We start from the raw sequence: 15857 nt of genomic DNA, 5'->3' as shown, positions 1-15857 counted from the left end.
TAGGGTGTCAGACCGCGCTACGCACAGCGCGTCCGTAAGTGCGTCCCCTGGCTGCCGAGATCGGCACGACCGACGCAACGTCGACGGAGGCTTCCGCCAGCGCTGCCAGAATCTGTTCGGGGCCAGCGCATGTACTTGCGCACGTGATCCCTCGAGCGCGGAGCTTCTGAAGAGTGAGTGCTTCGGCGGCGGTGCAGTAGCCGTCGAGGATGTCCTCGGTGAGGATCGCGTAGTCCACTTCGCCTTCAAAGGCGGTGGTGGTTTCGATGCCTGAGAGGTCGAGACGCTCCTGCAGTTCTGTCCACTGGTCGAGTGCGATAGCGCTGGAGGGAGTGCCGACGAAAAGTACCCGTGCCGGTCGGTCGGAAAGCGATGATGTCGTCACAGGCTGCTCCAGGGTGCGAATAGGTCAGGTGAAACCGAATTGCCACTCCCGGTAGGGAGTTACACCTTCACCTGCGAAATGTGTTGTTTCACACTGTGTACAGTACCTGTTCACCCTCCGCTACCCGGGCAACCATCAGGAAACCTGAATGTGACAGAAGTGGTTACGATTCCGCCCGCGCATTCGGGACTTTCGTCCCGAAATTCTGCTCCAAACACGCGAAAGCGGCAATCTCCCTCGTTGAGCGTTCGGAACCTTCGGGTCGGCTACTACCTACGGGGAGGCCCGAGCACGACCGCGCCGGGGCCGATCCCGAGCGATAGCGCAGCAAGAACCTCGATCACCGACCAGGCAGTGATCGCAGACGTGCGCCCACTCGACGCCGGGTCGATCGCGTTCTCGAACGTCAGCTCGTACCGGCCGAGCGGCGACTCCCACTCGACGACGTGCCGCGTGCTCACAGCGGCGGGGTCTGCGATGACCACCACCTCGACCCGATCGAGCCCGAGCGTCGCGAGGGCGAGAGCCACCGACGAGTTCGAGGTTCGCGAAAAGGCCAGCGCAGCTTCTCGAGCAGATCCCCGAAAAACGGTGCGTTCTGCGTCCAGACGTTCTTCGATGCCGAGCGCACTGGGTCGTTTGATCGTGGTGTGGGTCAGGCGCGCATCGCGGGTTCCTGCACGTGTCGCTGCGGCCAGAACATCGAAGCCGCCGATCGCGCCCGTCGGGAGCAGCACACGTGCTGGTCCGGAGCCGAATGACTCCACATCGAAGCCGTGCTCGGCGAAGACGCCGCACGAACAGACGATGATGTCCTTACCGCGTTTCACCACCTCGGGTAGCAGAGTCCGAGCGGCATCGACTGTGGCAGCTTCCACCACAATGTCTGCGGCGTCGAATGCGGCGGCGGCCTCCTCCGGGCTGCTTCGCGAGTTCAATACGGCCGCGAGGCTCACATGCGGCACCACGTCGTCGCGCAGAACGTCGATCACCGTCTGCCCGATCGCGCCGGTCCCGACTACGCACACTGCTATCGGGCGGTGTTCGATTTCTTCGGGTGCCAGTTGCCTCACATCCTCCGCGGCATGCCGCCGCTCGTTTCCACGAAATACAGGCCCATGGTACCGAGAGAAGGAATCGGCGATGTCCGATTCACAACGCCGTCGTATTGCTCGCAGCACCAATCAAGGGATCGGAATGCGTTGCTATGAGGGCAACTACGGCGCCAGCGCACGGCCGACAGCGGCAGTGTGCTCATGCTGCCAAGAGCATCGTCTCCCGGGGTGAAGTGGCAATCCTGTGCGACGTCACTTGGCGGCACGGGCATCGCACTGCACGCCCGAGTTCGTCGTCGGGTAACCAGCCATATTCGTCGCATCGACCGCATCGTGGCGGGAGTTTCGGGCGGGATGGTTGCAGCGACTGCCAGATCGGGATCCATGCTGCTGCGGAGCGAGCCGGGTCCCACGGTCGATGATGTTCGAGCGCGGCGCGGACAAGAGCATCTACGCCGTGAGTGTCAATCGATTGCTCGACGAGGGCGCACTTCGCCTGCGGCAGGGTATCGAACCGGGCAGACAGGCCGGCCCGGCGGCACGCCGTAGCCAATCGGTCGATAGGCGATGGCTGTTGCTCGCGTGTTGCATCGCAGGTGCGATTTGTCGGGTGGGGGAGTGCAGCAGGTTCATCTCTTGGTTCAAGGACGGTTCGGGTGACCGGGGTGTCATCCCGCTCGGTCGTTCCTGTCACCCCGTGGCGCTTCGTCTTGTCACCTCGTTCAGAGCTGCGGGGTGACGACGTGCCACCCCGCTTCATCGACAGGTTGTACAGGACGGGGCGGCGGTCTTCGCGAGGAATTGTCGCCGCGATCCGCTCTTGATCGCCTTTGGAAATGAGGCCGAGAGCGGCGAGCGCCTTCAAACAACGCTGCACCTGGCGTTCGCTGATGCGGGCGTACCCGGCGAGCTTTCGCACGGACGGATACGCATCCGCGCCATGTCGGGACGCATGATTGGCCAGGCCGAGTAGCACCACTGTCAGCGCCGGTGCCGAGGGCATGCCAGGAGGAGTTGGGGACGGAATTTCGGCGCGTTCGAGCGCCCAGGTGATCGCTTCGATGCTCACTGGATCACCTGCACATGAGTATGCTGACGCATGTTCGACTCCCTCTAAGTCGGACATCCGGCCCGTCGCGATGCCAGTCGCGGCGGGCCATCTGTTTTGAGTTGTTCGCACGCACGTTCGAGCGCGTGGTTGATCATCTTGGCACCGAGTCCGGAAGGCGTCAACGCTTACGAATTGGATTTGTGGTCTCGGACCGTTCGTGGTGGTCCGTGGTGCGGTGTCTCGAAGTCGAGCGAGCCCCGCTGGCAGGGGGGAGGAGCCAGCGGGGCCCGGTGCCGCCAATTCCCGGGGAGGGGAAGGGGCATGTTGCGGGGAGGCAACACACTTGAGGATTTAACCAGAATGCGGGACCTACGGCACATCGAAGATGGGACCTAAGTCCCATTGATGTAATTCGGCCGTACTCCGTTCAGATGGCGTCCAAGTCCAGCCGCTGGTGGAGCCACTTACGGAGGCCGTCGCCGTATTCCTCGCTGTCGAGGGCGGCATCGATCGCTGCCCGAAGATATCCACCCGGGTTGCCCAAGTCGTGGCGGGTCCCACGATGGACCACGACGTGGACCGGGTGACCTTCCTCGATCAGCAGCGCGATCGCGTCAGTTAATTGGAGTTCCCCGCCTGCGCCCGGCTTGATCCGACGGAGGGCATCGAAGATGTGACGGTCCAGCAGATAGCGGCCAGCGGCGGCAAGTGTGGACGGAGCGTCGGCAAGGGCCGGCTTCTCCACCATGCCGCGAACTCGTAAGACATCGGGATTTGCGACGTTGGGTACTTCCTCGACCTCGAATACGCCGTACGAACTCACCTGACTCTTCGGAACATCGATGGCACACAGCACGCTTCCTCCGCGCTTGGCGCGGACACGAGCCATCGTTTCCAGGATGCCGCTCGGTTGCACGAGGTCGTCCGGGAGAAGAACTGCGATCGCGTCCTCATCCGGCTCCAGCGCCGCTTCGGCGCAGCCGACAGCATGGCCCAGGCCGAGCGGCTTGTCTTGGACAACTGACTCGACCGTGAGCAGATTGGGCGCGCGCCGCACCTTCTCGAGCAGCTTGAGTTTGCCCTTCGCCTCAAGGTGCTTCTCAAGGTCGAAGTCGTCGACGAAATGCGCGACGACTCCGTCCTTTCCGGGAGCCGTTACGATGAGAAGTCGTTGAGCTCCCGACTGGGCGGCTTCCGTCGCGACGAGTTCGATGCCCGGCGTATCTACTACCGGCAACAGTTCCTTCGGCACAGTCTTTGTGGCCGGCAGGAATCTGGTGCCCATCCCAGCCGCTGGCACTACGGCCGTCCGGAAAGTTCTACGCACCTCTGCTTCTTCTTGCATGGTTATACCCTCGCCTCCCCTGTCGAGCGCATGGACGCGGCCGAATACCCACGAATGCACGGTCAAAACGTTGATCATGGTGAGATACATCTCACCATCAAGATTCCGACCACTATTCCCGCGTGACGCAGGGGGTCGGTAAGCGCAGTCTAGGGGTCGATCTCTCGGTTCGCGAATCGGGAAATGCACTGAAAGTGCAAGACAGCAGGGGGGATTGCCTACTCCGTCACTTCGCGGCACGGACTCGCGCCGCGACGGGGGACTGATCGGCATGCGAAAGCGGGACGCGATCTGGACGGTCGTTCAAGCTGCCATATCTCGTAAGTAACGTTACAGTCTCAAAGAGCGTTTTCGCAGGGAAGCGATGCGCGCACAACTGGAGGAACTGCGCCCGACTGGGCATGCAACGGGCAGATTACGCGACCGGGGAGGGTGCGCGAATCGGGTCCGACGTTGCTTGTTCGTAGGAGCAGTACATGTCTCGGGGAGGAGACAACAATGAGGGTGGTTGGGTTATGACTGCCGTCGGGGAGGCGAGTCGTGGTGTGCCCGACGTACTCGTGGGGGGCTCCGTCAATTCTGTTCGCGGACAGCACCAACCGTCGCAGTCGACAAACCGCCGAAATTGGCAGCAGTCCTACATCAGACGTCTGATCTGGTCCGACGCAATGGTCGTTGTACTAGCCGTAGTTGTGGCACACAGCGTCCGTTTCGGACAGAGCGACCTACTGACTATGGAGCCCGTCTCCGAACTCAACTATGCACTGATCTCTGCCGGTCTAGTAGGTCTCTGGTTGAGCACTCTCACACTGTTTCGTACTCGCTCGCGGCGCGTAATAGGCACAGGTCAAAGCGAGTACCAACGAGTCGTCTCGAGTACGGCTCGGTTGTTCGGTTTCATCGCGATCATCGCCCTCGTATTCAAACTGGAACTGGCACGTGGATACCTAGCCATTGCGTTGCCGGTCGGTCTCGCAGGTCTGCTGCTGTCACGCTGGGTATGGCGGAAGGTCATCGCGCGCAAGCGCGCTCGCGGTGAGTTCCGTACCTCGGTGCTGGTGGTCGGTGGGGCGCGGGCGGTGCGGCACATGGCGCGCACCTTCTCCCGCAAGGACGGCGAGGGTTACCGGGTCGTCGGTGTCTGCGTGCCCCGCTATTCGGGTGCCCCCGGCGACGTGATCGACGTCGACGGCCGGGACATCACCATCTACGGCGACGAACACTCCGTCGTCGAAGCATTGAAGTTGTCGGGGGCGGACACGGTGGTGGTCACCGCCACCGAAACTCTGGGTAGTGAGGGGCTGCACGATCTGGTCTGGCAGCTCGAACCGCTCGACACCGACCTGGTGGTCGCGACGGGTGTCGTGGATGTGGCCGGTCCGCGCATCGAGATGCGCCCGGTCGCCGGTCTGCCGCTGATTCACGTCGAGAAGCCGAGCTATCACGGGGCGAAGCGGTCGGGGAAGCGGATTTTCGATCTGGTCTTCGCCGGCGCGGCGCTGGTGGCCTTGGCGCCGGTGTTCGCGGTCGTCGCGCTGTTGATCAAGCTCGAGGATCGGGGTCCGATCTTCTACAAGGCCGAGCGCATCGGCATCGACGGCACGCCGTTCGGGATGATCAAGTTCCGGTCGATGGTCACCAATGCCGACAAGATGGTCGACACGTTGCTGGCCCAGAATGAGGGCGCGGGCCCGTTGTTCAAGATGAAGGACGACCCGCGCGTGACCCGTATCGGCAAGGTGATGCGCCGGTTCAGTATCGACGAGTTGCCGCAGTTCATCAACGTCATTCGTGGTGAGATGAGTGTGGTGGGTCCGCGCCCGCCGTTGCGGCGTGAGGTGGAGGCCTACGACGGTCGGGTCAAGCGGCGGCTGTTGGTGCGTCCGGGTGTGACGGGCCTGTGGCAGGTCAGTGGTCGGTCGGATCTGTCGTGGGACGAGTCGGTGCGCCTGGATCTGTCGTATGTGGAGAACTGGTCGATGGTGTCCGATGTGCTGATCATCGGTAAGACCGTCAAGGCAGTGCTCGCCAGCGACGGCGCCTACTAAATGTCCTCAGATACTAATGATCTGTCCAAGGCGGTCCATTTATGGGACGCGCAGGGCAGACAGGGATCGGATTGCGCACTTCGCCATGTACACGCCCTGCTCTGAATCTGGCGCTCCTCGGGATGAAGAGACTGACACGACGGCGATCGCCTTGGGGACTCGCAGCTTGCAAAGGGTGAGGAAGGAAAACCGTATGGGCCACCACTTCCGATGGGCACGATCGTGAGTTCGACGAGAACCGATATTAAAACTCAGGTCGAGTGGATCGACTGTGCCCGAGGTGTCGCGATTACCCTGGTTGTTTTTCACCATGCTCTTATATTCCTGTCGGCAATCGGCATCGAAGACAGAATGCTCGCGTCGTCGTGAACGATCAAAACCTTTATAATCTCCAGGTTCAGGTGGTAGTGCGCGTTCGCGCCCCAGTTGGTCCGTTTCTCATCCAGGGCATTTCGCGTAGTGGCGCCGATTCCTGGGCACAACGTGAATACGTGCGACGATTACATGGTCGTCGAAAAGAGTCAGCTGTAGGAACCAATCCGCCAACCTAGTAGCTAGATATGGGAGTAATGACATGAGTCGTAGAATTGCAGTGTTCGGTACTGGCTACCTCGGAGCCACACATGCGGCCTGCATGGCCGAGCTTGGCCATGAAGTTGTAGGAGTGGACGTTGACCCGGCAAAGCTCGCGAAGCTGGAAGCCGGCGAAGTTCCTTTTTATGAACCTGGCCTTGAAGAGGTCCTGCAACGAAATATTCAGAGCGGAAGACTGCGCTTCACTTCGTCGTACGAGGAAGCCGCAGCGTTCGCAGATGTGCACTTCATCGGTGTCGGCACGCCTCAACGCAAGGGGGAGTTCGCCGCTGACCTGACGTACGTTAATGCAGTAATCGATCGGCTGGCACCTCTACTGTCCGGTCCGTCCGTCATTTTCGGAAAGTCGACGGTTCCGGTAGGCACGGCCGAAGGCCTCGCGGAACGTGTGCGGACACTTTCGCCTGCTGGTGAAGAAGTCGAGCTGGCCTGGAACCCAGAGTTTCTCCGCGAAGGATTCGCTGTGCAAGACACTCTGCACCCAGATCGTATGGTTCTGGGGGTCTCACGGAACAGCCGTGGACTGGCGGAACAAGTCGCTAGAGAAGTCTACGCACAACTTATCGAAGAAGACATTCCGTTCCTTGTCACTGATCTAGCGACAGCGGAACTTGTCAAGACCGCAGCGAACGCATTCCTGGCGACAAAAATTTCGTTCATCAACGCGATGTCGGAAGTGTGTGAGGCCGCAGGAGCCGACGTAGCATTCCTCGCAGACGCGATTGGCCACGACGTCCGCATCGGACGACGCTTCCTTAACGCGGGTATCGGTTTTGGCGGAGGGTGTCTGCCAAAGGACATTCGTGCCTTCATGGCCCGCGCAGGAGAGATCGGTGCGGATGAAGCGCTGACATTTCTGCGCGAAGTTGACAATATTAATATGAGGCGTCGAGCACGTATGGTCGAGCTCGCCCGTGAAGCAGTCGATGGTTCGTTGATCGGGTCCCGAGTTGCGGTGCTGGGTGCTGCCTTCAAACCCGACTCCGATGACGTGCGAGATTCGCCCGCCCTGAATATCGCAGGCCAGATTCAGCTGCAAGGCGCATCAGTGACGGTCTTCGATCCAAAAGCAATGGAGAATTCGCGGACAATTTTTCCCACGCTTAGCTATGCAACTGACGTCAAAGAAGCATGCAGCGGCGCCGACGTGGTTCTTGTGCTGACGGAATGGCAAGAGTTCCGTGAGCTTGCGCCGACGAGCATCGAAGATGTCGTTCGTCGGAAGAAGCTGATCGACGGACGAAACTGCCTTGATGCAAGCAAATGGAGGGCTGCCGGGTGGGAGTACCGCGCATTGGGCAGGCCTTGACAGGGGTATGAACACCGGCAGGGATCGACGACTTTATCGGCCACAAGCAATATTTCGGAATAAGGGGCGGAACGAACCGTGGAAACCACAGAAAGCAGCAGGCGTCTGATCTTGGCAGCCTCCACTGGAGGACACCTTGAGCAGCTGGTCCGACTAGCGCCAACTCTCGGCGCGACCCACGACTCGCTCTGGGTTACATTTGATTCACCGCAGAGCAGGTCGTTGCTTGCTGGAAAGAACGCGCTCCATGTTCCGTACATCGCACCGCGGGACTACATAGGCACATTCAATGCATTCCGCACGCTGGCATCCTATTTGCGGTCTACGAACGTCAAGTACGACGAGGCGATCAGCACAGGGGCTGCCCTTGCCCTTGCAGCGTTGCCAGCGGCTCGATTGGCCGGCGTGCCGACGCGCTACATCGAGAGCGTCTCGAGGACTGACGGACCTTCGTTGTCCGGTCGTATCCTGCACGCGCTCAGGTTCACAAAGTTGGAGGCTCAACACAAGGAATGGGCTACTGGTCGCTGGAGTCACCGCGACAGTGTGATGAGCGCCTTCTCCTCAGTTAGCAGTGATACTCCCGTGGACAAGCCGAGGCTCTTCGTGACGCTGGGGACCATCAAACCTTTCAGGTTTGACTCTGCGATTGATGCAGTCCTCAGGACAGGCTTGGCTGATGAGAACACTGTCTGGCAGGTTGGCTGTACGACTCGTACTGATCTACCTGGCCAAGTCTTTGAGACCGTGGAGAACGAGCAGTTCGAGAGCTTTGTCAAAGCAAGCGATGTCGTAATTACACATAGCGGTGTCGGCTCGATCTTGAACATCCTTGGAATGGGTAAGTATCCGGTAGTTCTCCCTAGAAGGAAGAAGCGAAACGAGCATGTCGACGATCATCAGCTGCAGATCGCTCGGCTGGTGGCGGACAATGAAATCGCGGTTGCTGTCGATCCACTCGATCTGAAGTCAGAGCATCTCCTCGAAGCGAGTACACGTCGAATTCTCCTCCTGGAGGCAGCACGATGATAGTGAGCTGGATCGATTTTCACGGCCGAAGCGCTGGTCTGGCAGAGGAGCTCGGCGTCGAAGCAGTATTCTTGCCTGACGCGATTGCAAAGAAGCGTCACGTGTTCAAGTACCTGGCTGCAGCACGATACACTCGAAGTGTCATTCGTGACCGTCGTCCGAATTCGATTATCGTGATGCTTCCGCCTGCTCCGTTACTAGTCGTAGCGGCGCTATCAAGGCCGCGAGGCAGCAAGTTGATCGCTGACTTGCATACGGGATTCTTCTCGGATCCTAAATGGTCATGGTTCTCCCGTATCGGACTGTGGATGTTGCGGAGAAATTCCGCAATTGTGACAAATGAACCCCTTGCCGCCCAGTGCCGAAGAGCGGGTACGAATGCATTTGTCCTTCACGATATCCTTACTGACCGCCGTGTCGGCAAGGTGGAGCATGACGCCGGCGCGTATATCCTGTGCCCCCTGAGTTACGCAAACGATGAACCGATGGATGCGCTACTTGAGGCTACCCGCCGTATTCCTGACCTTCGGTTCGTTTTCACCGGAAAAGCTCCCGATTGGGTTCGCGGATCTGCGCCCGAAAATGTGATTTTTCCGGGTTTTGTGTCTGCAGCGGAATACGACCGATTGGTGCGAGACTGTTTAGCTGTAGTCGCCGTGACGGATCGTGACCATACGATGCAGCGAGCAGGCTACGAAGCGCTCATGGAGGGGAAACCTCAAGTGACTGCTAATTTTCCTGTTCTCCGAGATTTTTTAGAGGGCGCCGCTGCATATGTCGACCCAAATGATCCGGAATCGATTGCACGCGCAGTGAGGGACATATCAGACAATCCTGAGAAATTTGCTGCCGCAGCTAATGATGTTTTGCTGCGTAGGATGTCGGAACAGCAGCATGAGATTAAAATGATCCGTGAATTCCTAGGATCTTGATGCAAGATAGTTCTTATCTGTATCTGCGTTAGCTCTTGGAGGGCGAAAATGAGCTTTGTCTTAAACGTTAGAGGGCGAGCTAAAAAAGTTCGGGTGCTGCGGCAGGCGAGAGCAATCACGCAACTCGTGGGATCGTATGCCTATGACGCTCGGAGATTTGTGCGGTTCTCGGGCATCGTTAAGTCAAGCAAACTCGAAGTGTTGGAGTCACACATTGTTATGGACTTCCATCGCGTTGAGAAGGGCTTGACGCTGCCGGAACCACGCCCCTGGTTTGGCCGCGAAACGGTCGAAAGGTTGCTGGCCAACTGTGTTCGCTATGCCGCGTTAGATGGTCACGATAAAGCAATCCTTGCCGGGGCTCTCGGAGCGCTAAGAGAATACAAGCACAAGTTTCAATCGTCTCCGAACGAGTGGTGGTCGGCTATAGAGCCCGACTTCGAAAAATTGGCGAGCTCAACACCGGAGTTTGAAAACAGCGTTGGCGGTACCGAACCATTATTGTTGTCTGGCAATAAGCTCGATGAATGGAACTTCTCGAAGTTCGCACGTTCTCGAAGCAGTATTCGAAACTTCTCCGAGCGTAGCGTCGACCTTGGCGTCATCCAGAGTGCAATCGCGGATGCGCAAACTACCCCGAGTGTTTGCAATAGGCAGGCAGCTCGGGTGCGTATTTTCGCTCAAGGGGAGTTCGCAAATAAGGTCTTGCAGACGCAGAACGGAAACCGAGGATTCGGTCATACAGCGAGCCACGTCCTCGTGGTGACCTCAGATCTATCTGCGTTCTTAACACCGGGTGAGCGGAACCAGGGGTATATCGATGGTGGAATGTTCGCCATGTCGCTGATCTACGGTTTGCACGGTGCAGGTGTAGGCAGTTGCCCCCTGAATTGGAGCACAGTAAAAAGCCAGGACTTGAGATTGAGGAAACTGATCGGGCTACCGGATGAAGAGATAGTGATTATGATGATCGCAATTGGCTATCCTTCGGATGACGCGGTGGTTACCGCTTCTCCGTTGCGGAATTTCGACCGGGTCCTATTGAGCCACGGCCAGGTCCAGACCAAATCGCCGGGCTCGGCATGACGACCACCAATACGGTCCTTCAGGGCAGCGATTGGAATGCCCAAATCGCGGGAGGCCGGAGCCTGGCTTGGGTGTCATAACAAAGTCTGTCCGCGCAGCGAAACGATTGGGCTGGTCGGCAGCGGCGCAGGTGACGTCCAATGCGTCAAACTTTGTCCTCACGGTTCTTGTCGCTCGTACCTTGGATGTTGCACAACTCGGCGTCTTTGCGATCTTGATGGCCGTAAACGGAGTTGCGATCGGCGTTGTCCGCGCGTGGACTAGCGAGCCGATGATCTTCAAAGAGGCCGACACGCGCCAATTCAATGAGGGCGACAAGCACTCAGCTTCATTGCTGTCGACGGTTCTTGCGAGCGTGGTAGTCGGATTCGTTTCATCCCTCACGGTAAGCATAGTTGCTAGTGACACACGATTAGCTATCGCTTTCGGCGTCGCCATATTCTTCGCGGTCGTCCAGGATTCGGTTCGCTTCGCTTTAGTGGACTCGGGTAAGGCCGCGCAAGCGTTTGGTGCTGAAGCACTATGGCTCCTTGTTGAGGTGCCGGTGATTCTTGCGATCACACCTACCGGGCTGTCGCAATTTGTATCCGCGTGGGGCTTGGGTGCAGCGGCAAGCGTTTTGTTTGGATTCTTCATTCTCCGTCCACGTCTCGATGCCCGGCTGGCGGCAAAATGGGTCCGTTCTGTCAGGAGAGTGGGGCCTGTATATTCTATTGATTACTTTGTGGCGGGAGGGCTGACTCCTGCCGTGACATTTGTCGTTTCTGCGGTATCCGGGCTCGAAGCATCTGGATGGCTGCGCGCAGCTCAGATGCTGCTAATGCCCTTGTCGATTTTTACGATGGGCATGAATTTTGCCTTGATCCCGGAAGCGACTCGATTGGTGGCGTCAAGCGATGTACGTGCGTCCCGCCGATTGCCGGCGTTGTACGGCGTTTGTGTCGTGTTGGTCGCAGTAATCTGTATCCTTGTATATCAGGTGCTGCCGTCCGAAATTTCCGTAGCGCTTATGGGGGAGGCGGCGGAGGGCGGTCTAACGGTTTTACCGTTCACTGCGATCGCATTAAGTGTTGCTGCCATAAGTGTCGGCCCCGGATTGATACTTCGTGCAATGGGCATGGTGCGGGCATCAATGCTGATTAAGGTCTTTGCGGCGCCCGTAACGCTTATCGCGGTAGCTGGGGGTGCGGCGTGGGGCGGAGCGATCGGTTCCCAGGTCGGACTAGCCGGCGGAACTGCGACTCGTGCTGTTGGGTCATGGGTTCTGATGTCCTCGTCATTGAAGAGTAGAAGTAATTCTAGGTCCGAGGAGACTTCGTGAAATTTCCATCAAGGGTAAAATCGCTTGGAAAGTCCCTTCTTGGGACCGGCGCCGCTGGAGCGATAATAATCGGCATCGATACCCTGGTTGCTGCTGTTGAAATTGTTCGTATGCGCCGTTCTCAGCGTGAGTTCGATGTAACAATAGTTGCCGCGCCCGGCGCTGGAAACATCGGCGATCAAGCGCTGTTGGAAGCGTGCCTCGATCAAGCTGGCGATGGGAGGATTTCGATCCTTGCAGGTGGTGCTGAAGCATTGAAAATTCCTGCTCGATTTCAGGAGCGAGTAGATGTAGTTTCGAGTCGAGCTTTGCTGTACTCGATTGGCCCGAAAAGGTTTCAGGGCGTCCGCACTCTTGTCCGTTTAGCGCATCGGAGTAAGCACGTATGGATTATTGGTGCGGACACCATGGACGGCGCCTATAATCCGCTAGCGTCTGTGTCACGGTTTTCGGTTGCTTGGCTAGCATCGATTGCAGGAGCGAAGAGTCGAGTGCTCGGGTTCAGTTGGAACGATCGCGCTACTCGATCAAGTATCGTAGCCGCAAAGTTCGTGCAGCGGAGGGCTCTGCTGTCCGTCAGAGATCCGATTTCGCTGCGCCGTATCCGTGGGTCCGGAGTTCATCTCGCTACTCTCTGCGCCGATATCGTCTTTTCTCGTGTGGGTCAACATGTTGAGGAGCCTCGTCTCACGAAGTGGTGTGATGCACAGATCGCGGAAGGGCGTCAGATCGCCGTTGTTAATGCGAGCGGCCTGATTTCATCGTCATTCGATCAGATCAGGGAATACGAGTATGTAGTGGAGAATCTGATTGAAAAGAGATGGAGTGTGGTTCTCCTACCGCACGTGTCCCGGCCAGGAAACGATGATATCGAGGAATTAAGCAAGGTCCGGGTTGATCGAGTAAGGGAAGATCAAGTTTTTCGCGTGCCGGAACTGCTCAGTCCGGACCAGGTTGTGTCCCTTGCGGGACGTGCATCGGTGATCATTACCGGCCGGATGCATCTCGCTGTACTAGGAATTCTTACTGGTACGTACCCCATTACAATGTCGACGCAGGGTAAGGTCGAAGGGCTTTACGAAGTGCTGGGGGCTCCGCATCTCGTCATAGAGCCCGAAGCGGGCTGTGGCAAGAAGATCTTGGATGCGCTCGGCGAGCTGAGTCGTCCCGATGGGCAAGTCAGAAAGGTCCCGGAACTGGACGTTGCGCGTTTGGCAAACCGTGCAGAGTTGGCGTTCCAGTGAGTGGCATGAAGTAATCAGCCGATCTTGGCAGGACAACATATGGATGGTCTGGCATACCGGTTCAAATAGGCTCCGGTGGCTTAGTGTCAGTATTCGGTTCTCTATGCAGGACCTTCGGCGGATCTGAAAGCGCCAACGGACGTTCGACGTACGCGGATCATCGCCAGTGAGAGTGGTTGCCGAGGTTACATGCAACCTCGGCAACCACCGCCCACCCCGATACGCCGAGCCGTGGTCCGGATTGCCTGCTCTCTCCGATTCGTCAGCTTGACGCATGACCGTCGGCTGCGATCATGCCCAGCCACCGCTGTGCGGTTGGACGAGTGCGGCAAAGCCTGTCAGCGGTGGGTTGAGCAGCCCCAAGGTTGGGCGATCCCCTTCATTCGTCAGACTAGCGTTGCCAGCACTTAGTCTTCCTCACTTTGGGCGCAGTCCGGCACCATGATGTCTATACGGGGGCTGTCCACAAGGGGTTGAATCGGGACGCGCGGCTCTCCGCTTGCTGTGGGTTCCGTCAGTTCGTAAATGATTTCAACCGTTTCACCCTGTGGTACCGGAGCCTGGACGTTGAACAGAGGGTGACCTCGCTCCATTCCGGAGTAACCGAAGGCGGGGGTGCCGTTGATGGTCACTTTCTTCAACTTGGCGCCTTGTGTCGCAAGTAGCCCGAGGTCAGTGAGGTTCGTGCCTACAGGCGCGCCGACAGGGTTGTCGAACATTCCTGCGACATAGTCTGTGTAATCGCCCGGAGGGAGGCCGTTGGTCAGCCGGACAGTTACCTTCGATTCACGGGTGTCTCCGTCACACGACCCTGCCGTGTACTCGATCTCGCGTTCCAAGTAGTAGTCCAACTTGTTCCCGCCGAGGTTGTTGACCACCACGTGGGCGTACGGTCCGGAGTCGTCGGGTACGACGTGTCCGAGAGGCGTGGTTGCTAGGACGTCCTGCTCCTCCGGAACGGAACTCCACACCGCGAGTCGACCCTCGCCTGCTGCGCGCCCCAGCGCCTCGAGCAACGCCCGAGGCTTGGAAATGCTGCCGGTCAGCTTCTTCACCACGGTCTGTGCAACCGTTTCCAGGTATGCCTTACGTGCCGTCTGGTCGTCGCCGAAGCGGGCGTACGCCGTGGACTCGGTCAGTTCCACCACGTTGTCCGCAGTGATCTTCTCTCCGCCCGGAAGGGTGACGTCACCGACCACATCGAGGACATAACTCAACGCCACAGGATCGGTCGCGATCGCGCCATCCACGCGCTGGCCTGTCTCCTGCTCCCACATCGACTGCCAGATCTGACCCGCATAGGGAAAGTGCGGACTCACATTGCTGTTGCGGAAGTCCTGCGTGGGCCGGCTGTGACCGTATGCGCGCTGAAAATCGGGACCGAGGTCGATCGGGTCGTAGTCGAACCGGAATTCCCGATTGCTCGTGACGTCGTCGACGGAGACCGCTCCGTTATTTGCTCGGATCACAGTGAAGCCGCCGAGCAGTCCGCCTGTGCCACGTGCCTCTGCGTTCGTCTGGAAACCGACGAAATAGCTGCGCGGACCGTCTGCGCCCAGCATGGCCGGCGCGATCTGTGCAGCGAGCGAAGTGTTGTTCAGTAGTCCGGACAACTCGGACACCTGCTCCTGCAGATCGACCCGAGCGTCGTCGATCAGTCCCAACCACGTGCTGTCGACGTTCTGGGCCTGCTCGTCGAGGTCGCTGATCGCCGCAGAGGTCGTCTCGAGGACGGGCGCGGCATCGCGGAGAGCCGCAAGATTGATTCGTGCACCGTCCAAAATCAACTGATCGGGGGACACGGCACTACCTGCGTCGACCGCCGGAAGGAGAACCTGCTCTGTGAGACCACTCACAATGGTGGTCATCTGGCGAGTGGAATCGAACGGGCTCCCCAAGAATGGAACGGCGCCGGCAATACGCCACGGCACCGAGTCGACCGAACTCTGGGCGTCCTGGGCGTAACGATCGGCGTCGCCCGCGACGACGCGGGCCCTGTCGGTATCGCCTGCGAGGAGTGCGTCTTTCGCCTGCGTCGCGAAGTCCTGCGCCTTCTCCAGGTTCGACTTCGCCTGCAAGCCTTCGTAACCCAGCCAGCCGATGAATCCGACGACCACGAGTGCGCCTACGCCGCAGCCGATCTGCACGCGCCGGCGCTTCCTGCGCTGAGCTGCGATCTCCTCGTCCGACAGGCGCCTGCGCACCTTCCGTCGACGCGGTTCGGGCGAAACTGACTCACCGGTAACATCGTTCACGCCGCTTGTGCCCCCTTCGTGGTTTCCGCTCGAGACGATAACCCGATTCGATCTGGCCGACCGTTCAAGTGGTGGGTAACAGTGACTGTAAGTAAACTTCTGCACGGTGATCGTGACCGTGGAGTTGGGAGGCTCCGTCCACGATCGCATGACAGGGGAGGGTTCTGCACTTCCCGTGTCCTGAATCGTGTCGGGAGGACGAG

At 58.8% G+C, this 15857-nt stretch carries 12 protein-coding genes; 7 read left to right on the top strand and 5 right to left on the bottom strand.

What is annotated here, in order from left to right; all coding sequences use genetic code 11:
* Nucleotides 1-7: 7 nt before the first annotated feature.
* The 4 genes from U9J23_RS19805 to U9J23_RS19790 form a co-directional block, all read right to left on the bottom strand.
* The gene (locus tag U9J23_RS19805; protein ID WP_326599954.1) at nucleotides 8-385 is read right to left on the bottom strand and encodes a hypothetical protein; all 378 of its coding nucleotides are present in this window, start codon (nucleotides 383-385) and stop codon (nucleotides 8-10) included.
* A gap of 269 nt (nucleotides 386-654) precedes the next feature.
* Nucleotides 655-1413, bottom strand: coding sequence for an aspartate dehydrogenase domain-containing protein (locus U9J23_RS19800; RefSeq protein ID WP_326602983.1), 759 nt, complete (start codon nucleotides 1411-1413; stop codon nucleotides 655-657).
* 226 nt (nucleotides 1414-1639) lie between these two features.
* Nucleotides 1640-2509 carry a helix-turn-helix domain-containing protein gene (locus tag U9J23_RS19795; RefSeq protein WP_326599952.1) on the bottom strand — a complete coding sequence of 290 codons (870 nt, stop codon included), beginning with the start codon at nucleotides 2507-2509 and terminating at the stop codon, nucleotides 1640-1642.
* 409 nt (nucleotides 2510-2918) lie between these two features.
* Nucleotides 2919-3836: a UTP--glucose-1-phosphate uridylyltransferase gene (locus U9J23_RS19790; protein ID WP_326602981.1), complete on the bottom strand. Its 918-nt coding sequence runs from the start codon at nucleotides 3834-3836 to the stop codon at nucleotides 2919-2921.
* Between the two features lie 668 nt (nucleotides 3837-4504).
* Here U9J23_RS19790 and U9J23_RS19785 point away from each other — a divergent pair.
* The 7 genes from U9J23_RS19785 to U9J23_RS19755 all read left to right on the top strand — a co-directional run bounded on the left by U9J23_RS19785 (nucleotide 4505) and on the right by U9J23_RS19755 (nucleotide 13399).
* Nucleotides 4505-5884, top strand: a complete 1380-nt coding sequence (locus U9J23_RS19785) for a sugar transferase (protein ID WP_442802292.1) — start codon at nucleotides 4505-4507, stop codon at nucleotides 5882-5884.
* A gap of 574 nt (nucleotides 5885-6458) precedes the next feature.
* Nucleotides 6459-7787: a UDP-glucose dehydrogenase family protein gene (locus tag U9J23_RS19780; protein ID WP_326599948.1), complete on the top strand. Its 1329-nt coding sequence runs from the start codon at nucleotides 6459-6461 to the stop codon at nucleotides 7785-7787.
* Nucleotides 7788-7865: 78 nt separating this feature from the next.
* On the top strand, nucleotides 7866-8816 hold the full coding sequence (locus U9J23_RS19775) for a glycosyltransferase (RefSeq protein WP_326599946.1): 951 nt from the start codon (nucleotides 7866-7868) through the stop codon (nucleotides 8814-8816).
* A 2-nt stretch (nucleotides 8817-8818) separates the two neighbouring features.
* Nucleotides 8819-9748, top strand: a complete 930-nt coding sequence (locus U9J23_RS19770) for a glycosyltransferase (protein ID WP_326599944.1) — start codon at nucleotides 8819-8821, stop codon at nucleotides 9746-9748.
* Between the two features lie 93 nt (nucleotides 9749-9841).
* Entirely contained in the window at nucleotides 9842-10834 is a 993-nt protein-coding gene (locus U9J23_RS19765; protein WP_326599941.1) for a nitroreductase family protein, read from the top strand.
* A gap of 67 nt (nucleotides 10835-10901) precedes the next feature.
* Nucleotides 10902-12155, top strand: coding sequence for a hypothetical protein (locus tag U9J23_RS19760; RefSeq protein WP_326599939.1), 1254 nt, complete (start codon nucleotides 10902-10904; stop codon nucleotides 12153-12155).
* Nucleotides 12152-13399, top strand: coding sequence for a polysaccharide pyruvyl transferase family protein (locus U9J23_RS19755; RefSeq protein WP_326599937.1), 1248 nt, complete (start codon nucleotides 12152-12154; stop codon nucleotides 13397-13399). Before U9J23_RS19760 ends, U9J23_RS19755 begins: the two co-directional genes overlap by 4 nt.
* Nucleotides 13400-13806: 407 nt before the next feature.
* Here the strand turns inward: U9J23_RS19755 and U9J23_RS19750 are convergent, their stop codons facing one another.
* Nucleotides 13807-15654, bottom strand: coding sequence for a DUF4012 domain-containing protein (locus U9J23_RS19750; RefSeq protein WP_442802256.1), 1848 nt, complete (start codon nucleotides 15652-15654; stop codon nucleotides 13807-13809).
* Between the last annotated feature and the right edge of the window lie 203 nt (nucleotides 15655-15857).

Source organism: Rhodococcus sp. PD04 (genome assembly GCF_035918275.1).
Lineage (GTDB): Bacteria > Actinomycetota > Actinomycetes > Mycobacteriales > Mycobacteriaceae > Rhodococcus > Rhodococcus rhodochrous.
This window is presented reverse-complemented; position numbering and strand designations above follow the sequence as displayed.